Genomic DNA, 19,380 nt, shown 5'->3' on the forward strand with positions numbered 1-19,380 from the left:
AAGGCCCCGCCTTACTCCTTCGGCATCCTGGCCGCCAGCGCCTCCAGCATCGGCAGGCTGGCATCCAGCGAACGCTGCCACTCGGCGCCCGGCAGGTAGCTGATCACCGACGCATAGGACGACGCGGTCTTCAGGAATTCGGGATCTTTCAGGCTGCTCGCGATCGCCTGTTGCAGCCGCGCCTGGATGTCGGCCGGCACGGCCTTGGGCGCGGCGAACCCGCGGTCGGACGGCATCACCACGGCAATGCCCTGCTCCTTGGCCGTGGGCACGTCCTTGATCGCCGGCGCGCGCGTTTCCATGAACTGCGAGACGATGCGCAGCGGCACGGCCTCCTTCTCGGGCGCGGGCACCGCGGTGAGGCTGGTGAACATGAAATCGGTGTGCGCACCCAGCAGCGAGTTCTTCGACTGGCTGGAGCCGTTGAACGGAATGTCGTTGAGTTTCACGCCGGTGGCCAGTTGCAGCTGCAGCATCGCCAGGTGGCCGTTGGTGCCCACGCCGTTGTAGCCGAAGGTCAGCGAGTTGGGCTTGTCCTTGAGCGCGGCCACCACCTGCGTGAGCGAGGTGTAGGGGCTGTTGGCGCGCGCCACCAGGAAGGTGGGGTCGCTCACCACACGGGCCAGCAGCGAGAGCTGTTTCGGGTCGTACTGCGCCTTCTTGGTCAGCGGCACGAACAGCAGCGGCGGCACATTGACCACGCCGAGGGTGTAGCCATCGCCGGCGGCCCGCTGCACATAGGCGTTGGCGATCTCGCCCGAGGCGCCCACCTTGTTGATGACCACCAGGTTCGCCTTGCCGCCCAGGTGCTTCTGGATGAAGGGCGCCAGGCCGCGCGCCATGATGTCGGTCTCGCCGCCAGCGGCGAAGCCGACGACGATTTCAATGGGTTTGTCGTCGGGCCAGGCGGCGTGGGCGGTGGTCAGGGTCGAGGCCAGCATCGCCGCCAGCACGGCGGTGCGCTTGAAGGTGTTGAACATGGGAAAAATGTCTCCGTCGGTGTTGTGAGGAAAAGGAAAGGATCAGTCGAACAGGTCCGGGTCCGAGCGGCAGATGGCGTCGTAGATGGGCTGGAAATGCAGCCACGCGATGAAGGGCGTGCCCAGGTGCGTCGACGAGTGGGCCACCGCCTCGGCGCCGATGTGCTGCAGCGGATGGCCCGTGGCTTCGGCCTTGAGCTGGATTTCGCAGGCCCGCTCCGCCGCGATGAACCACCAGGCGGCTTCGTCCACGCTGTCGCGGCCGGCCGAGAACAGGCCATGGTTCTGGTGAATGGCGATCTTGTTCTCGCCGAACGCCGCGGCCACGCTCGCGCCGGCGCTGCGCTGCACCACCACGGCACCGGCCTCTTCGGCGATCAGCGCGTGGTCGTTGTGGAAGCTGGCGGCCGTCTGCGTGATCGGGTCGAGCTTGCGGCCGAGCGCGGCCCAGGCCATGCCGTTCGTGGTGTGCGCATGGCACGAGGCCACGATGTGCGGGTTGGCCTCGTGGATCGCGGCGTGCAGCACGAAGCCGGCCCGGTTGACCGCCCAGCGGCCTTCCAGCACCTTGCCGTCGTGGTCGACCAGCAGCAGGTCGGACGTGCGCACACGGCCGAAGTCCATGGCGAAAGGATTCGTCCAGTACAGGTCCGTGTGCTCGGGATCGCGCACCGTCACATGGCCGGCAAAACCGTATTCGTAGCGGAACCGGGCGAACACGCGGCACACCGCCGCCAGGCGTTGCTTGCGGTGCAGGCGTTCCTCGGCGAAGGTCGCGAATTGCGGCGGCTGGGGGAAGTACAGGCCTTCCTGTTCGGGTTGGTAGACGGATCGGCCGGCCTGCGCCGGCGGGTGGGTGTTCATGGTGGGTCTCTGTCCAGGTCGGGTGTTCTGGCTGGGCAGTCTATGAAGGACCCGCCGTGGGCGCCAATCACCAATCGGGCCCAGGCCATAAGCCCGCTTTATGCCCGGGGGACCCCTGGGCTCAGTTCGGGGCCGCCGCCTTGCGCAGGTGGGGCAGAAACTTGTCCAGCAGGACCGACGAAGGCGCCGTCTTGTGCCGCAGCAGCAGCGTCCGCACTTCGAGCCGGGGCAACAGGGGCCGCGCCACCAGTCCTGGCAAGGGCAGCGAGGCCAGCAGTTGCGGCTCGACGAGCGCGATGCCCGCGCCGTGGTACGCCAGCGCGATGCCGGTGATCGACAGCCCCACCTGCACGCGGATGTCCGGCGTGACGCCGGCCTGGCTGAAGGCGCGGTCCACATAGGGGCGCAGCACCGCCTGCGGCAGGTAGGTGATGAGGCCGTGCGGTGCCAGTTCCTCGATGTGGATCTCGGGCCGCGCCGCCAGCGGGTGATCGCTGCGCATGACGCAGGCCACGCTGTTGTGCACCAGCACCTCGGTCACGACTTCAGAGTGCAGCACCGGTTCGTAAGCCACGCCCAGCTCGGCCTCGCCGCTGGCCACGCGGTCCAGCACCAGAGGCGAAGCGAGGGACTGCAGCGTGACGCGCGCACCCGGGCTGTCGGCGATGAAGGCCGCCACGGCAGCGGCCCCGTACCCGTTGGCAATCGGCGAGGAGGCCGCGATCGACAGCGTGCCCAGCCGCCCGCCCGCCAGGTCCTGCGCGAGCCGCTCCATCGCGTCCATGCGGCCATAGATGCCCGCCACATCGGGCAGCAGCGCCCGCGCTTCGGGCGTGGGCAACAGCCGGCCACCGGCGCGCTCGAACAACTTCATGCCGATGCGGCTTTCCATGTGCTTGAGCGTCGCGCTCACGGCCGGCTGCGTCACGTTCAACATGCGCGCGGCGGCCGTGACCGTGCCGCCGCGCATGATGGCGTGGAAAACCTCGATGTGCCTCAGGCTGAACATGGGCCGACCGCTCAACCGGCCAGGGGCAGCGCGGTCTTGTAGCGCACCTGCTTGAGCGCGAAGCTCGAGCGGATCTTCTCCACCTGGGCGATCGGCGAGAGCTGCTCCAGGATGAAGCGCTCCAGCGCCGGCATGTCGGGCACGGCCACGCGCAGCAGGTAGTCGGCGTCGCCCGTCATCAGGTAACACTCCATCACCTCGTCGCGGATGCCGATGCGCGCCTCGAATTCCTCCAGCGCCTCGCGGCTCTGCTGCTTGAGGCTGATGGAGATGAACACGTTGAGGTGCAGCCCGAGTTGCTTCGCGTCCAGCAGCGCCACGTACTGGCGGATCAGCCCACGCGCCTCCAGCGCCCGCACCCGCGCCAGGCAGGGCGATGGCGAGAGGTGCACGCGCCGCGCCAGCTCGACGTTGGACAGGCTGGCGTCGTTCTGAAGCTCTTCCAGAATCTTCAGATCGGTGGCATCGAAGTGGTTTGTGCCGTCTGTCTTCATGATCGAAGCATTTTATGCCTACCGACCACGTGGCCGTGCATCCGATCGACACCAACTGCCAGCGGGGCGCGCCTACAGTGCCTGATCCAGGAGAACCCACCATGAACGACGTTTCGAAGCAGCTGCATTTCAGCGAGTCCCTCTCTACCGATCCGGACCCACAAGAGACCCTCGAATGGCGCGATGCCCTGCTCTCGCTGGCGGCCAGCCAGGGGCCGGCGCGCGCGCGGCAGATCCTCGACGAACTCGCGCGCCTGGCGCGCCAGCAGCGCATCGGCTGGCAGCCCGAGCTGAACACGCCGTATGTGAACACCATCGCGGTGGAAGACCAGCCCGCCTTCCCCGGCGACCTCGCGGTCGAGGAGCGCCTGGCCTCGCTGATGCGCTGGAACGCGCTGGCCATGGTGGTGCGCGCGAACCAGGCGTACGGCGAACTCGGGGGGCACATCGCCAGCTACGCGAGCGCGGCCGACCTGTTCGAGACCGGCTTCAACCACTTCTTCCATGCGCGCGGCGAACAACACGGCGGCGACCTGGTGTTCTTCCAGCCGCACAGCGCGCCCGGGGTGTACGCGCGCGCCTTCCTGGAAGGCCGGCTCAGCGAAGCCGACCTGCTGCACTACCGCCAGGAGATCACCGCACCGGCCAGCGGCGCGCGCGGCCTCTCGAGCTACCCGCACCCCTGGCTCATGCCCGACTTCTGGCAGTTCCCCACCGGCTCCATGGGCATCGGTCCGATCAGCTCGATCTACCACGCGCGCTTCATGCGCTACCTCACGCACCGAAACCTGCAGGACTGCGCGGGCCGCAAGGTGTGGGGCGTGTTCGGTGACGGCGAGATGGACGAGCCCGAGAGCATGAGCGCGCTCACCCTGGCCGCGCGCGAGAAGCTCGACAACCTGGTGTGGGTGGTCAACTGCAACCTGCAGCGCCTGGACGGCCCGGTGCGCGGCAACGGCCGCATCATCGACGAGCTGGAAAAACTCTTCGCCGGCGCGGGCTGGAACGTGATCAAGCTGGTGTGGGGCAGCGACTGGGACGGCCTGTTCGCGCGCGACGTCACCGGCGCGCTGGTGCGCGCCTTCGCCCACACGGTGGACGGCCAGATGCAGACCTTCGCCGCCAAGGACGGCCGCTTCAACCGCGACAACTTCTTCGGCCAGAACGAGGAACTGGCCCGCCTGGCGCAGGGCATGACGGACGAGCAGATCGACCGCCTGAAGCGCGGTGGCCACGACCTGGTGAAGATCCACGCCGCCTACGCGGCCGCCGCCGCGCACACCGGCCAACCCACGGTGATCCTGGCGCAGACCAAGAAGGGCTACGGCATGGGCAGCGCGGGCCAGGGCAAGATGACCACGCACAGCCAGAAGAAGTTCGACGGCGCCGACCTGATCGAATTCCGCAACCGCTTCAACCTGCCGCTGAGCGACGAGCAGGCCACGGGCCTGGCCTTCTTCAAGCCCGCCGACGACAGCGCCGAGATGCGCTACCTGAGCGAGCACCGCGCCCGCCTGGGCGGTGCCATGCCCCGGCGCGAGACCGCCTGCGAGGTGGTGCCCGTGCCCGCGATCGACGCCTACGCCGCCTTCGCGCTCAAGGCCGACGGCAAGGAGATGAGCACCACCATGGCCTTCGTTCGCATGCTCGGCGGCCTGCTGAAAGACGGGCAACTCGGCCCGCGCATCGTGCCCATCGTGGCCGACGAGGCACGCACCTTCGGCATGGCCAACCTGTTCAAGCAGGTCGGCATCTACAGCAGCGTGGGCCAGCGCTACGCGCCCGAAGACATCGGCTCGGTGCTGAGCTACCGCGAGGCGCTGGACGGGCAGATCCTGGAAGAGGGCATCAGCGAGGCCGGCGCCATCGCGAGCTGGACGGCGGCGGCCACCAGCTACAGCGTGCACGGCCTGGCGATGCTGCCCTTCTACATCTACTACTCCATGTTCGGCTTCCAGCGCGTGGGCGATGCGATCTGGGCCGCGGCCGACCAGCGCTCGCGCGGCTTCCTGCTGGGCGCCACCTCGGGGCGCACCACGCTGGGCGGCGAAGGCCTGCAGCACCAGGACGGCAGCAGCCACCTCGTGGCCGCCACCATCCCCAACTGCAAGGCCTACGACCCGGCCTTCGCGGGCGAACTCGCCGTCATCCTGGACGCGGGCATGCGCGAGATGCTGGTGGAGCAGCAGGACGTGTTCTATTACGTCACGCTGATGAACGAGAACTACGCGCAGCCCGACCTGCCCGAAGGCGCGGCCGAGGGCGTGCTCCAGGGCGGCTACCGCTTCGGCCGTTTCGGGCCCGACAACGCGGCGCAGCAGGTGACCCTGCTGGGCTCGGGCGCGATCTTCACCGAGGTGCTTAAGGCCGCCGCGCAACTGGCCGCGCAAGGCATCGGCGTGCACGTGTTCAGCATCACCAGCTGGAGCGAGCTCGCGCGCGACGGCGTGGCGCGCGGCGAGCGCTCGCACCTCACGCAACTGCTGGCCGACAGCGCGGGCCCGGTGATCGCCGCGACCGATTACGTGCGCACCGTGCCCGAGAGCGTGCGCGCCTTCGTGCCTGAAGGCCGGGCTTTCCACACACTGGGCACCGACGGCTTCGGCCGCAGCGACACGCGCGCCGCGCTGCGCGCCTTCTTCCAGGTCGACGCGGAGCACATCGCGCGGCAGGCGACGGCGGCGCTGCTCAGGCCGGCGCGCTGAGCGCGGGGGCCGGCACGGGCGTCAACGCCCGGCCGGTCTCGAAGAATCCGATCAGGTTGTCCGCCGCCAGGTGGGCCATGCGCAGGCGGGTCGCGCGGCTCGCGCTGGCCATGTGCGGCGTGAGCACCACGTTGGGCAGCGAGAGCAGCCCCGGGTGCACCGCCGGCTCGTGCTCGAACACGTCCAGCCCGGCCGCGGCGATGCGGCCGCTGCGCAGGGCCTCGACCAGCGCGGCCTCGTCCACCACGCCGCCGCGCGCGATGTTCACCAGCGTGGCGCCCGGCTTCATGCGCGCGAGCGCCCGGGCATCGATGAGGTGGTGCGTGGCGGCGCTGTGGGCCAGCGCCAGCACCAGGTGGTCGGCCTCACTCAGCAGCTCGTCCATGCCGACGAAGCAGGCCGGCAGCGCGGCCTCGTCGGCCGCGCTCAGGCGCGTGCGGCTGTGGTAGATCACGCGCATGCCGAAGCCGTGCGCGCCCCGGCGCGCCACGCCCTGCCCGATGCGCCCCATGCCCAGGACGCCGAGCGTGCTGCCGTGGATGTCCTGCCCGGCCATGAAGTCGACGGACCACTTCGTCCATTGACCCTCGCGCACGCAGCGCTCCCCCTCGCCCAGGCGCCGCGCGGTCGCCATCAGCAGCGCGAAGCCGAAATCGGCCGTGGTCTCGGTCAACACGCCCGGCGTGTGCGTGGCCACGACGCCGCGCGCCGACATCGCGGCCAGGTCCAGGTTGCCGAAGCCCACCGCGAGGTTGGCGCAGATGCGCAGCGACGGGCAACGCGCCAGCAAGGCCTCGTCGATCACATCGCCCGCCGTGGACAGCAGCGCCTGCTTGTCCCCGAGCCGACCGGCCAGCTGCGTGGCGTCCAGCACGGTGTCGGCCTGGTTGCTGTCCACCTCGAAACAGGCCTCCAGGCGCTGAATCACTTCGGGAAAAACGGCGCGTGCGATCAGCAGGCGGGGTTTGGGCAAGGATGGGTTCATGGTGCGGCCCAGTATCCCGAGCACCCGGTCCTTCGGTCCATGCGTTCAGCGGATCGGCGTCATGCGGGCGCGGGCATGGAATGCAAAGGGCCCTGTTCCCATACTCGGCGGCCAGTGCCCATTCTTCAGCCACCCATGCCCGCCACCCCCACCCCCACCGAGACCACCGCCCCGTTCATGTTGCTTCAGGGGCGCGTCGAATCGCGGCGCGTGCTGCGGCCCGCGCCCGATGGACCGCGCATGGAGATCAGCTTCAGCGCCGCGCTCGCGTCCGCCCGCCTGGGCCCGGGCAGCGCGGCCTGCAGCTTCATCGGCCACCTCGGCCCCGACGGCCACTACCAGTGGCAAGGGCGCGGCGCGCTCTTCCTGGGCGCGGGCACCGTCAGCACGCGCAGCCGGGGCCAGGGCCAACGGCGGGGCAACACCATCGTCTACCAGGGCGCCATGGTCTTCCGGTCGCACGCGAGCGCGCTGCAATGGATCGACGGCCTGCAGGCGTCCTTCGAATACGTGCAGGACCTGGCGAGCCTGGACGTCACCGTGCGCTGCGAGGAAGCCAGCGCCGCAGAGACCGCCCACCCCTCCACCCCACAGAAAGGACCTTCCCCATGCTGATGCATCAGTTGATCACCGACGGCGCGATGCGCCACCCCGACAAGACCGCCTTCGTCTGGGTGGATCGGCAGGCCCGCCTGTCGTACGCCGAGGCCGTCGCGCAGATGGAGCGCATGGCCGGCGCGCTCGCGCACCTGGGCGTGCGCCAAGGCGACCGCGTCACGGTGTTCGCGCACAACGGCATGGACTACCTGCTGGCCGATGCTGGGCGCGTGGCGCATCGGCGCGATCGCGGCGCTGGTCAACGTCAAGTTCAAGGACGACCTCGCCTACTACCTGGCCGACCACCGCCCGCGCGTGCTCATCTACACGCACGACATGCGCGACGCCGTGCTCGCGGCCGTGGCCCAGGTGCCGGGCATCGACCACCTGGTGTGCATGGACGGCGCGCAGCCGGGCGCCCACGCTTTGCCCGAGCTGATGGCCCAGGCCTTCGCGGCGCCGCCCGACCCCGAGGACGAGACCGCCATCGCCCACCTCTCCTACACCTCGGGCACCACCGGCAAACCCAAGGGCGCCTGCCTGAGCCACGAACCCACGGTGCGCGCCAGCCGCTGCATCGCCGAGCGCCTGCGCGTGCGGGCGGACGACGTCTCGTTCGGCCCGACCGCGCTGTCCAGCTCCTACCAGCTGGTGGGCAACCTGCTGCCCGCGCTCTCGCGCGGCGCGACCGTGCACGTCATGCGGTTCTGGACCCAGACCGCCGGCTGGGACGCGCTCGAACAGGCGCAGGCCAGCATCCTGGTGGGCAACCCCACGCTGCTGGAAGAGCTGCGCACCGAAAGCGCCCTGCGCGGCCGCGCGCCCGGCCGCCTGCGCATGGGCCTGTCGGGCGGCGGGCCGGTGCCGCCGACCCTCAAGCGCGCCTGGCGCGACGAACTGCGCCTGCCGCTGGTGGAGAGCTTCGGCCAGAGCGAGCTCGGCGGCTTCATGGCGCTGGGCTACCCCGAGCTCGAACCGGAAGACAGCAAGCTGATGCGCGTGGGCCCTGCCCTGCCCGACAAGGAGGTCTGGATGATGGGCCCCGATCGCCAGCGCCTGCCGCCCGGTCAGCTGGGCGAGATCGTGCTGCGTGGCGGCTTCATGTGGGGCTACTGGGGCAAGCCCGGCAAGACGGAGGAGGTGACGGCCCAGGGCCTGCTGCGCACCGGCGACATCGGCCTGATCGACCACGATCGCCACGTCACCATGCGCGGGCGGCGTTCCGAGCTGCTGCACGTCAACGGCGTGAGCTGGTTCCCGCGCGATGTCGAAGAAGCCCTCTGCCGCCAGCCCGGCGTTCGCCAGGCGGCGCTGATCGGTCTGCCGGCCGAGGGCGGTGATGGCGGCGTGCGGCCACGCGCCTTCATCACCTGCCAGGCCGGCGCCGAACCGGACCTGCAGCGGCTCAAGGCGGCGGTGCAGGCCGAGGTGGCCTACGACCTCGCGCCGATGGAGGTGGTGGGCATCGACGAGCTGCCCATGACGCCCACCGGCAAGATCGCCAAGGGCGACCTGCTCGCGCTGGCGATGGCGACGCACTGAACGCCGGCTCATCCAGGCACCAGAGTGTTGCGTCGCGCTCACGCCGTCGCCATGCGCGTTGGTGCGCGCCTCCCTGCGGAGAAACTGGCTTTTTCAACGAACCAGCTAGTGTTTGCATCGAGTTGCCAATTTGAAGCCATGAGATGCATCTTCAAACAGGGTACCCAGTCGCCGCGGGTGTCAATCCAGTGAAGTCCTGCCTTGGATGAAGCGTTGTGGGTCGCGGACCATGCGACGCGATCCACAACGACAACATCAGGAGGGCCTCATGAAGCAGTTGGCCGACGCAGACCTTCTGGACACCGCGTGTCCCCAAACCGTGTACATCGGGATGGATAGCCGGGTGGCGACGGGCACGCAGCAATGGCTGCTGGAGAAAAGCCTTTCGCACCCGATCACCACGGGCAACACCCTCCAGACCTTCATCGGCGGAGAGGAAGGCTTTGGGCAGATCGCGGCCGACCTCGAAGCGGCGCGCCAGAGCATCGACCTCGTGTGCTGGGGGTTCGACCCTGGCATGGCCCTGGTGCGTGCGCAGTCGCGCCCCATGCACCCCTGGGCGATGGGTGAACCCTACGGCGAACTGTTGCGGCGCAAGGCCGCGCAGGGCGTGCTTGTGCGCCTGCTCGTCTGGTACAGCCCCAGCGGGTCGGCCGTGCAGAACTCGCTGGTCGGCTACGTCAACCCCGACGAACCCCTGTCAGGTGGCGTCATCAACGTCACCTCCGACGAAATGGGGGCCGTGACCAGCGGCATGTCGAGCGGGATCGGGGGCTACGCCCACGCGCCTGCGCCCAAGCCGGCCCCGTCCGTGGCCGAGCAGCGGCAGGACTACTGCACCCGCTGGTGGCGCGAAGCCACCGCAGGGATGATCCCGAACCTCGAAGTGCGTTGCCGCGACGGTGTGGCCGGCAAGGTCAAGGCCAGCGTCGGCAACGAAGCCGACCCGCCCAGCGCGGCCGGTGGGCAGCTCGGTGGCTACTTCGACGAAAAGGAACTGATCGAGAACTGGGCGACGCACCACCAGAAACCCCTCCTGATCGACTACGGCCACGCCGGGAAAGGCGCGGGCCAGGGCCCCGGGCACAAGGCCGTGGGTTTCATCATGGGCCTCAACAGCGTGAGCGACTACTGGGACAGCGCCGAACACCGCTTCGACGACCCCTTGCGCGAAAAAGACCACGAAGGCCGCAGCGACGCCCTGTCCAAGGCGGTGGCCCGAACCCGGCCCATCAGCCGCAAGCCCTTGCGCGACTACGCCTGCCGCATCGAAGGCCCGGCATTGATCGATGTGTACCGCAACTTCAGCCAGGCCTGGAACCGCGCGGCGCTGCTGCCCAAGCTGCGATGCGCCAGCAATGCGGGTCACCAGGCCGTTCGCAGCGCGGACCTGAACCCCGCCCTGGTGCCCGCCGCGCTCGCCAGGACCGATGCCGCCCCGTTGGGCCTGCGCCTGCGCCTGCAGGTGCTGCGCACCCAGCCCGAAGAAGGTGGCCGCGACGTGCAAGGGGCGTGGCCGTTCGACAAGAGCATCAAGCAGGCCTACTTCCAGGCCACCGCCTCGGCCCGCAACTACCTCTACCTGGAGAACCAGTACTTCTTCTACGAAGAGTGGGCGCGCCACCTCAAGGTCAAGCGCCAGGCCTTCATGCAGGGCACGCAGGCGGCCAAGGCCACGAGCCGGCAGGCGCCGCCCCTGCACCTGATGGTGGTGATCCCCACGCCCGAGAACGACGGCATGGTGCCGCGCACCTACGACACGCTCAAGAGCCTGGGGCAGGCCCAATCCATGCCCCACCAGCACCGGCTGGTGCAGGAGCGCAGCGAAGACGGCTGGTTCGACCGCAGCGTGTCCCCCGGCGCCACGGACATCGCACGCAGCGCGTTGCAAGTGCGCCAGCCCACGCTGGACAAGGAGGGCGTGCTGATGCAGGACGGCAAGAGCCTGGGGCTCAAGGTGCTGGTGGCGCGGCTGGTGAGCCAGAACCGGGGTGGCAATGCCCGTCTGGGCCAGTACCGCGACATCTACATCCACAGCAAGCTCATGCTGGCCGACGACTGCTTCATGACGCTGGGCAGCGCCAACCTCAACCAGCGCAGCATGGCCGCGGACAGCGAGATCAATGTCGCCACCGACCACATCCCCCACAACCGCGCGCTGCGCCAGCGGGTCTGGGGGCAGTTGACGGGTGGAAAAAGAGACGCGATCGGGGGACAGGGAAGTCCTGCAGAGATGGCGTTGGCTTTCAAAACGTGGCAACGGCTTGCATCGACCAATGCTGGCAACTTGAGAGATGGAGTCGAGCTTTCGGGTCTGTTGGTTGAGTTCAACGACGACCGTACCGCTACTGAACGTGTCGGTTGAGACCTCTACATGACCGTAGCCCACACCATCCTTCGGACCCTAGCGGTTCAGAGTTGCCTGTTCCTTTTGTTTGCCCTCAGCGGATGCCACCCCATGAAAGCCTACAGCGAGCCCTTCACTGCGTTGTCTGACCTTGCTCTGTTGAGCGAAGAAGGTGTGCTGCCGCGCAACATCAACCTCAAGACCTTTGAGCCGCACCGCGAGGCCTTCGCCTGCGAGCACGCGGCCCGCCGCGCTCCCGTCTGGAGCGCCGAGGCACAAGAGCGGTTCGAAGAGGGCATGAGCTTGACCAGCCCGGCCCTGTGGCCCAACGAACGCAACTGGCCTCGGGCCATGAAGCTGTGGGATGAAGCAGCAAGCCAGGGTCACTGGAAGGCCGCCATCATGTGGATTCAGACCGCGCAGACCGGGCAGGGGGAAGACAGCGAGAAGGGGCGCTTCGCGGTGCCACCGCAGGAGCCCGAAGAAGTGGTGCAGCGGGTGGAGGCTTTGATGCGCCAGAACGTGGCCGAGGGCTTTTACCTGATGGGGGTGTTCCACGACACGGGCTACGGCGTCAAGTCCAGCGTGGACCGGGCCTGGGCGTTCTGGGAACTGGCCGCGGACATGGGCAGCGCCAGGGCGCAGACAAAGATTGGAAAAGCCTTGAACGCAGCCAAAGATGACCCTCGTGGAGCATGGTGGGGAAACAAGCGAGTCGCCCTTCAAATGTTGGAATGTGCGTATGCCCAAGGCGATGGCGTCGGTGCTTTCGAGTTGGGTTCGACGGTGGACCGTGCAGCAGCGAATGGGCGAAACCCCGACCTCACTCCAAGTGAAGAATCCGCAGCTCACTTCCCCCGAGCCCGCCAGATCCTGCACGATGCTGTCAAGTTCGGAAGTGAAGATGCGGCCATCCATTTGACGGTTGCGTTTTCCAGTGGCGAACCGCTGGTCAATCGTTTCATCGACAAAGCCAGGTCCGAGCGGTACAGCGTTCTCGCCGATGAGTTGTGGAACAACCCCGATCTGCGTTTCCCCAACCTCGACAAGGTTCTGCCCCTGCCCCCGGCCGTGTTGCCGCAGTGGGACGGCCATCCCGAGAGCCTGATCGACGCGGCCAAGGGCGTGCGCCTCGCGCCCCAGCCCGTGACCACCTCGGCCCACCGGCTCCCGCCCCAGGACCGCGCCCACCTCCCGCCCGGCCACACCCTGCAGGTACCCGCCCACCTGAGCAGTTTCGCCCGCAGATCCTTGGCCGGCTTCACCACCGCGCTGGAAGACAACACCCGGCCCCCGGGCATGGCCCGCGCGCCGTTGGCCGGCTACTGGCAGCCCCGCGTGCTGCCCGCCCACGCCTACGACGATGCCTACACCACCCATCTGCGCCGCGAGCTGGCCGACCTGCCACCCATGCGCTTTCGCGAGCACGAGCGCCTTCAGATCGCCTTGCGGGGCACCACCCTGGCGTACGAGGACGCGGTGCACCGCCTCGTGCGCTGGAACTTCATGGGCATGGCCGTGCCCCAGGTCCTGCCCAAAGACTGGCTGGCCCAGGCCGGCACCGTGCGCGCCATCGCATCGGCCACGCGCACCACCTGCGCCAGCGGCCAGCCGTGCCCGCACAGCGGCATCTGGCAACCCTATGCACTGGACAAGGCGCAGTCCATGGCCCGCGTGCTGAGCACAGCCACGCTGAACGAGACCTGGAAGCGCCAGGCCTTCGTGCCGCAGGGTGAGCGCATGCCCAGCCTGAGCGCCCAGGGCTTGCCCATGGAAGACGATCAGGTGGGCTGGTGGTTGATGCAGGCTTGCGAAATGGGCTTTGGTACACCCATCACGACCTGAAGAAACTCCTGCCGTCGAACTCCCTTCAGAAAAGACCAAGCCCTCGCACCAAGCGGCTCAGTTCGTGGGCCCGGGTGCGTCGAGCGATCGGAAATCCGGCAGGCCAGCGTCGAGCAGGCGGCCTCGGTGCAGCACGCGGCGCTGCGGCCGGCCGCAGGCTTCGGCGCTGTTGCGGCCCGCCAGCAGCACGAGGTCGGCGGGGGCACCCATGCGCAGCCGGCCATCCCAGGCCAGCCCCATCGCGGCGGCGGGCGTGGTGGTGATACTGTGAATCCAGCTCGCGAGCGGGTCGTCCAGGTGGGCCGCGAGCGAACCCAGTGCCAGCACCTGCAGCAGGTCGAAATCGGCGAAGGGCACGAAGGCGTCCTGCACGTTGTCGGAGGCCAGGCTGACCGCCACGCCCAGGGCCCGCGCCTCCCGCAGCGGCGCGATGCCGCGCAGGCGCGGCGTGCGGCCCTCGCCACCGTCCTGCAGCTGCAGGTTGGCCAGCGGCAGGCCGATCAGTCCGACGCCGGCCTCGGCCAGCGCTCGCAGCACGGCGTGGCCTTCGTCGGCCGGCGCCACCGAAAGGGCGCAGGCATGTCCCACCGTCACCCGCCCCTGCCAGCCATGGCGCGCGGTCAGGCGGGCGATGCCGCGCAGGCCTTCGATGTCGTTCTGCAGGTGTTCGTCCGCGTGGAAGTCCAGGTCCAGGCCGTGCGCCACGGCCAGGTCGAACACGCGTTCGAGCAGGCCGCGCTGGCCCGGCATGGGGTGCACCGAGGCGCCCAGCACGCCGCCTTGTTCGGCCACCACCGCCGCCACGGCGGCGCCCGCGCCGGTGTCGGCGAACAGGGCCAGCGGCGAGAGCGAGGCCAGTTGCAGTTCCATGCGGTCCGACCATGCCCCGCGCAAGGCCTGGCCCACGGCCCAGGCCGGTGGCGTGGCCGCGCTCACCCAGTCGATGTGCGTGCGCATGGCTCGCGTGCCGTGCGCGTGGGCGGTGCGCAAGGAGAATTCCATGCGGCGCCGGATGTCCCCGGCCGTCCAGCGCGCTCGGTCTTCACCGGATGCGGCCACGGCTTCGCGCAGCGTGTGGTGGTGGCCGCCAATGCGGGTCGCGGTGTGGCTCTTGTCCAGGTGGGTGTGCAGGTCCACCCAGCCTGAGTTCACGATGCCGTCGGCGAGGTCCACCACCGGCAGGCCGTCGTCCGCCACGGCCGGCGCCAGCGCATCGATGCGGCCGCCCCGCAGGCGCAGGCAGACCGTGCGCAGGCCCGGTGCGGCCGGCGCGAAGGCCTCGCGCGCCGCGGCGTCGAGCAGCGGCTCGGGCACGCGCGCGCGCGCCAGCCAGCAGTCGCCCGCCGGGAAGGCCGCCGCCCCGGCTACCACGCCGTGGCGCTGTCCAGCGAGGCCAGGGGCACGCGGTGCACGTCTTCGAGCACCTGGGCGAACTGGCCGCCCACGAAGTCCAACGTGGCGCGCCCCTTCTCGGCCGTGGCCAGCATCGCATTGCCGCAGGCGCCCTGCGGGTTCAGGTCCTGCGTCTGCCAGGCCACGCGGGCCTTGCCCTCCACATAGGACAGGTAGCGCGAGCCACCACTGAGGGCGCGGTCGGTGCTGGCGAAGTCCTTGGCCCGGTCCATGCGCACGAACTCGGGGTGGATCTGCAGCAGGATGGAACTCTCCAGTTCACCCGCGTGAATGCCGTGGCGCATCTCGTCGTCGCCGATCAGCCCATCGGGCAGACCCAGCTGGTACCAGTTCACGCACACCACCAGCATGTCGAAGCGCTCGCGCAGGTCGCGGGCCACGATGTCCATGATGGACTCCTGCCCGCCATGGCTGTTGAACAGCACCAGCTTGCGCACGCCGGCAGCGGCCACGCAGGCGCCGATCTCGCTCCACAGGGTGATCAGCGTCTGCGCGGACAGGGTCAGCGTGCCCGGGTAGCGCGAGTGCTCGTTGCTCTTGCCGATGGGCTGCGTGGGCAGGAACAGCACCGGCAGCTCCGCGCCCAGGTGCGGCAGCGTGGCCGCCACCATGGCGTTGACGGTGGCCGTGTCCACCGACATCGGCAGGTGCGGGCCGTGCTGCTCGATCGCGCCCACGGGCAGCACGGCGATCACGCTGGCCCGGTCCAGGCGCGAGAAGGCCTCGCTGGTCAGGTCGGCCCAGAAGCGGGAGGGCACGGTGGCGGCGAAGGTGTCGGCCATGGCAACGCCCTTCACGCCGAGGCGGTTTCGACACGGATGCCGAAACGCGCCAGGTTGCGCGGCGTGCGCACTTCCTTCTCGCCGCGCGCCTCCATCATCTTCAGCAGGCGCCGGCGCATCGCCAGGCCCGGCCGGTCGGTGTACATGTGGGCCTCCTCGGCGTTGGCGGGTGCCAGCGGCACGTCCGGGTCCAGCCCTTCGAGGATCAGGATGTCCTCGTTGGTGATGCGGCGGTCCATCTCGATGCAGTCGGCCGCGCTGACTTCGGCCTCCGTGTCGTTGCGGTAGATCCACTGGCACAACATGGAGCGCTCGTCGTCGATGGGCGTGGCCGAGGTCACCAGCGAATGGATCAGGCCGTTGGGGTAGTTGATCTGCGACTTGCGCATGAAGGGCATGTACCACTTGCTCACCATGTGCCGCACCGACTCCAGCCCGCTGTCGCGCACGACGCGCTGGATGTGTTCGTCGGCGTTGAGCACCGGCACATCGCCACGCAGCACCAGACCGTGCTCGGTTTCCTCGATCTCGGTCTTGCGCGGCTTGGCGTCCACCAGGTTGCCGAAGGTGCCCTTGTGCACGAAGCTCGTGTGCGAGAAGTCGAAGAAGTTTTCCATCAGGCGCAGGCCGGTGGCGCGGCAGGGTTCGTAGAACTCGTGGATCAGGCGGAAGCCCGGCGCGCCGTCTTCTTCCAGCACCGGGATGGTGTTGATCGGATCGGGCTCCAGGCAGACCCACACGTAGCCGTAGCGCACGTCCGTCAGGTGGCTCTTCACCTTGTAGGGGATCTTCTGGGCCTCGGGGCTCTGCGGCATGGACACGCATTGCCCCGTGCAGTCGTAGGCCCAGCCGTGGTAGCCGCAGACGATGCGGTCGTCCTCCAGCCAACCCATCGAGAGCTTGGCGGTGCGGTGGCAGCAGCGGTCTTCCATCGAGGCGTAGCGCCCTTCGCCGACTTTCCAGAGCACGATGTCTTCGCCCAGCAGCCGGAAGGCCTTGGGGTGGCCGGCGTCCAGCAGGTGCGTGGGCATGACGGGGTACCAGAAGTGGCGGAACATGGGTTGTTGGGTGATCAGCATGGGCGTGTCTCTTTCGGTTATTGGGGATACAGCTGCTTGACGAATTGCAGGTCGTAGGCCTTGCGCGGGTCGAGTCCGGGGGGCAGCGCCTTGGCGGCCACCATCTCCTGGTAGAAGGCCGTCCAGCGGGCATCGCTCATGGCGCCGATCCGGCCGCCCGCGGCGTCGCCCGACTCGACCAGGCCGTACTGCTTCATCTGCGCCATGGCGTAGGCGATCTGTTCGTCGGTCATCTGCGGGTTGTTCGCCTTGATCAGGCGAGAGGCCGGCGCGGGGTCCTTGAAAAAGGCGCGCCATCCTTCCACCGTGGCTTTGACGAAGTCGCCCACGAGCTTGGGGTTTTCCTTGATGAGCCGTTGGGTGGTGTCGATGGTGTACATGTAGGTGGACCATCCGTAGTCCGCCAGCAGCATGCAGTCCATGGCGAGGTTCTGGCGCTTGAACTGGAAGCCGTCGTTGGTGATGTACCCCTGCTGCACCATCTTGGGGTCCTGCAGCAAGGCGGCGTAGCTCATGTCGAAGGGGCGCAGCTGGCTGTCGTCGAAACCGTAGCGGGCCTTCAGCCAGGGCCAGAAGCTGCCGCGCGCGAGCTGGGCTACGCGGATCGGCGCGCCCTTCATGTTCTCCAGCTTGGCGTACGCCCCCTGGTGATGCACCAGGCACTGCGGGTCGCGCTGGAACACGGCGGCCACCGACACCAGGGGAATGTCCTCGCGCACCGCGTTGAGGGCGCGCATGCTCCAGCCGTTGACGAAGTCCATGCGGCCCGAGACCATCAGCTGCATGTTGTTGCCCTGCGGGCCGACCTGCGTGACCTTGACGTTCAGGCCGTGTTTTTCGTAGATGCCTTCGGCCAGCGCCGCGTAGTAGCCGCCGTGTTCGGCGGAGGCGTAGAAACTCAGCGCCACGTTGACCTCGCGCGGGGCCTGCGCCTGGGCGGGGAGCGCCACGGCGGTCAGCGACACGAGACAGGCGGCCAGGGCGCCGCGCGCCGAACCAAGAACCGATCGGACATTCATGGGGAGAACTCCTTGTGGGGGGTGGGGCGAAAACGGAACGGGTGAAACTCAGTGCTCGGTCTTGACGGTGCTCTCGTGCCACGCGCCGAGCACGCGGTTCGAGATAAAAACCATCAGCGCGAACAGCACGATGCCGGTGAGCGAGATCAGGAACAGCGAGGCGAACATGCGCGGCACCTTCAACTGCACGCCCGATTCGAGAATGATGTAGGCCAGCCCCGACTGCGTGCCGCCGGTGCCGGCCACGAACTCGGCCACCACGGCACCGATCAGCGCCAGGCCGCTGCTGATGCGCGCGCCGGCAAAGAAGTACGGCAGCGCGGCCTTGAGCTTGAGCCGGGTCAGGGTCTGCCAGTTCGAGGCGCGGTAGATCCGGAACAGGCTCTGCAGGTTGGGCGCCACCGAGCGCAGGCCCAGCGTCATGTTGGACACGATGGGAAACAGCGCCGTGATGCTGGCGATCGTCACCAGGGCCACGAAGGTGTTGCTGACCCAGATGATGATCAGCGGGGCGATCGCCACGATGGGCGTCACCTGCAGGATCACCATGTAGGGCATGACGCTCTGTTCCAGCAGGCGGCTCTGCGACAGCAGGAACGAGATCGCCACGCCCAGCAGCACCGCCACCGCGAAGGCCAGCACCGTGACCTTGAGCGTGAACAGCAGGCCGGTGAAGAGCAGGTCCGAATCCGCGTACAGGGCCTTGAGCACGTCGAGCGGCCCCGGCAGCACGTACACCGGCAGCGACAGGGCCACCACCACCAGCTGCCACACGGCCAGCAGGCCCACGCCGACCGCGCAGCACCGGCAGCTTGCTCGAGCCCCAATTCACCTGGCGCGCGGCGTTGCGGGAAATGTCCGGGCTCTTCATGGTGCGATCTCCTCGCCCCGGCTGGCCGCGTCCAGCGCGGCGCTCAGGCGGGTCATGTACTGCAGGTACTCCGCCGACAGGCGGAAGGCCGTGCCCCGGGGGAAGGGCGCGTCGATGCCCACCTCGGCGATCACGCGCCCGGGCCGGGCCGCCATCACCACCACGCGCGACGACAGGTAAACCGCCTCGTGCAGGCTGTGCGTGACGAACACCACCGTGAGCTTGCGCTCGTGCTGGATGCGCATCAGGTCGTCGTTGAGCTTGTTGCGCGTCATCTCGTCCAGCGCGCCGAAGGGTTCGTCCATCAGCATCAGGTTGGGCTCGGTGACCAGGGCGCGCGCGATCGACACGCGCATCTGCATGCCGCCTGAGAGCTCCCTCGGGTAGGCCTGCTGGAAGGCGCCCAGGCCCACCAAGTTCAGCACCTCTTCCACCTTGCGCTGGATCGTGGCGCGGTCCAGCGTGCCCTTGAGTTCCAGCGGCAGGGCCACGTTCTCGAACACGCGGGCCCAGGGCATCAGCGTGGGGTCCTGGAAGACGAAGGCCAGCTTCTGGTCGGGCCGCTCCAGCACCGGGGTGGTCTCGCCCCACCACTGGATCGAGCCCTCGGTGACCGCGCCCAGGCCCGAGAGGATGCGCAGCAGCGTGCTCTTGCCGCATCCCGAGGGACCGATCAGGGTGACGAAGTCGCCGCTCCAGATCTCCAGCCGGGCCCGTTCCAGGGCCACCGTGCCATTGGCATAGCGCTTGCTGACGTTGTCGACCTGGATGATCGGCGCGCCCCGGTGGTAGAGGCCCTTGCCATCGCACCGGGGCAGCTCGGCCCTCGCGGTGTTCAAGGCGTTCAA

16 protein-coding genes and 1 pseudogene are annotated in these 19,380 nt (G+C 68.7%); 6 read left to right on the forward strand and 11 right to left on the reverse strand.

The genetic code is table 11. From position 1 onward, the window contains the following. Nucleotides 1-11 precede the first annotated feature (11 nt). The 4 genes from ACFJI0_RS19935 to ACFJI0_RS19950 form a co-directional block, all read right to left on the reverse strand. Nucleotides 12-980 (reverse strand): tripartite tricarboxylate transporter substrate binding protein, encoded by a 969-nt coding sequence (locus ACFJI0_RS19935; RefSeq protein ID WP_382322061.1) that lies wholly within the window; start codon nucleotides 978-980, stop codon nucleotides 12-14. 42 nt (nucleotides 981-1,022) lie between these two features. Next, nucleotides 1,023-1,844: a class II aldolase/adducin family protein gene (locus ACFJI0_RS19940; RefSeq protein ID WP_382322062.1), complete on the reverse strand. Its 822-nt coding sequence runs from the start codon at nucleotides 1,842-1,844 to the stop codon at nucleotides 1,023-1,025. A 121-nt stretch (nucleotides 1,845-1,965) separates the two neighbouring features. Further along, complete coding sequence (locus ACFJI0_RS19945) at nucleotides 1,966-2,853, reverse strand: LysR family transcriptional regulator (protein WP_382322063.1); 888 nt, start codon at nucleotides 2,851-2,853, stop codon at nucleotides 1,966-1,968. Nucleotides 2,854-2,864: 11 nt separating this feature from the next. Then, nucleotides 2,865-3,347 (reverse strand): Lrp/AsnC family transcriptional regulator, encoded by a 483-nt coding sequence (locus ACFJI0_RS19950; protein ID WP_382322064.1) that lies wholly within the window; start codon nucleotides 3,345-3,347, stop codon nucleotides 2,865-2,867. 101 nt (nucleotides 3,348-3,448) lie between these two features. Here ACFJI0_RS19950 and mdeB point away from each other — a divergent pair, with 101 nt between their 5' ends. Further along, the gene (gene mdeB, locus ACFJI0_RS19955) at nucleotides 3,449-6,052 is read left to right on the forward strand and encodes an alpha-ketoglutarate dehydrogenase (protein WP_382322065.1); all 2,604 of its coding nucleotides are present in this window, start codon (nucleotides 3,449-3,451) and stop codon (nucleotides 6,050-6,052) included. Here mdeB and ACFJI0_RS19960 read toward each other — a convergent pair. After that, nucleotides 6,036-7,025, reverse strand: coding sequence for a 2-hydroxyacid dehydrogenase (locus ACFJI0_RS19960; RefSeq protein WP_382325747.1), 990 nt, complete (start codon nucleotides 7,023-7,025; stop codon nucleotides 6,036-6,038). The two genes, mdeB and ACFJI0_RS19960, sit on opposite strands and share 17 nt — an antisense overlap. A 147-nt stretch (nucleotides 7,026-7,172) precedes the next feature. On the opposite strand from ACFJI0_RS19960, the gene ACFJI0_RS19965 reads away from it, so the two are divergent. The 5 genes and pseudogenes from ACFJI0_RS19965 to ACFJI0_RS19985 all read left to right on the forward strand — a co-directional run bounded on the left by ACFJI0_RS19965 (nucleotide 7,173) and on the right by ACFJI0_RS19985 (nucleotide 13,368). Next, on the forward strand, nucleotides 7,173-7,652 hold the full coding sequence (locus ACFJI0_RS19965; protein ID WP_382322066.1) for a hypothetical protein: 480 nt from the start codon (nucleotides 7,173-7,175) through the stop codon (nucleotides 7,650-7,652). Nucleotides 7,653-7,678: 26 nt separating this feature from the next. Next, a pseudogene (locus tag ACFJI0_RS19970) lies at nucleotides 7,679-7,840 on the forward strand (AMP-binding protein); the annotation flags it as partial. A 13-nt stretch (nucleotides 7,841-7,853) separates the two neighbouring features. Continuing rightward, nucleotides 7,854-9,176, forward strand: coding sequence for an AMP-binding protein (locus ACFJI0_RS19975; protein WP_382322067.1), 1,323 nt, complete (start codon nucleotides 7,854-7,856; stop codon nucleotides 9,174-9,176). 268 nt (nucleotides 9,177-9,444) lie between these two features. Then, the gene (locus ACFJI0_RS19980) at nucleotides 9,445-11,541 is read left to right on the forward strand and encodes a phospholipase D-like domain-containing protein (RefSeq protein ID WP_382322068.1); all 2,097 of its coding nucleotides are present in this window, start codon (nucleotides 9,445-9,447) and stop codon (nucleotides 11,539-11,541) included. Nucleotides 11,542-11,682: 141 nt separating this feature from the next. Next, entirely contained in the window at nucleotides 11,683-13,368 is a 1,686-nt protein-coding gene (locus ACFJI0_RS19985; protein WP_382322069.1) for a DUF6396 domain-containing protein, read from the forward strand. Between the two features lie 57 nt (nucleotides 13,369-13,425). Here ACFJI0_RS19985 and ACFJI0_RS19990 read toward each other — a convergent pair whose 3' ends face one another. The 6 genes from ACFJI0_RS19990 to ACFJI0_RS20015 all read right to left on the reverse strand — a co-directional run bounded on the left by ACFJI0_RS19990 (nucleotide 13,426) and on the right by ACFJI0_RS20015 (nucleotide 19,380). After that, nucleotides 13,426-14,739 (reverse strand): amidohydrolase family protein, encoded by a 1,314-nt coding sequence (locus ACFJI0_RS19990; protein ID WP_382322070.1) that lies wholly within the window; start codon nucleotides 14,737-14,739, stop codon nucleotides 13,426-13,428. Then, nucleotides 14,733-15,563 carry a creatininase family protein gene (locus ACFJI0_RS19995; RefSeq protein WP_382322071.1) on the reverse strand — a complete coding sequence of 277 codons (831 nt, stop codon included), beginning with the start codon at nucleotides 15,561-15,563 and terminating at the stop codon, nucleotides 14,733-14,735. Before ACFJI0_RS19995 ends, ACFJI0_RS19990 begins: the two co-directional genes overlap by 7 nt. Nucleotides 15,564-15,574: 11 nt before the next feature. Beyond that, nucleotides 15,575-16,642 (reverse strand): Rieske 2Fe-2S domain-containing protein, encoded by a 1,068-nt coding sequence (locus ACFJI0_RS20000; protein WP_382322072.1) that lies wholly within the window; start codon nucleotides 16,640-16,642, stop codon nucleotides 15,575-15,577. 17 nt (nucleotides 16,643-16,659) lie between these two features. Further along, complete coding sequence (locus ACFJI0_RS20005) at nucleotides 16,660-17,661, reverse strand: ABC transporter substrate-binding protein (RefSeq protein ID WP_382322073.1); 1,002 nt, start codon at nucleotides 17,659-17,661, stop codon at nucleotides 16,660-16,662. Between the two features lie 48 nt (nucleotides 17,662-17,709). Beyond that, a complete protein-coding gene (locus ACFJI0_RS20010; RefSeq protein ID WP_382322074.1) occupies nucleotides 17,710-18,450 on the reverse strand; it encodes an ABC transporter permease in 741 nt (246 codons plus the stop codon). A gap of 78 nt (nucleotides 18,451-18,528) precedes the next feature. Continuing rightward, entirely contained in the window at nucleotides 18,529-19,380 is an 852-nt protein-coding gene (locus ACFJI0_RS20015; RefSeq protein WP_382153860.1) for an ABC transporter ATP-binding protein, read from the reverse strand.

The organism is Hydrogenophaga sp. UC242_53 (genome assembly GCF_042696965.1).
Lineage (GTDB): Bacteria > Pseudomonadota > Gammaproteobacteria > Burkholderiales > Burkholderiaceae_C > Hydrogenophaga.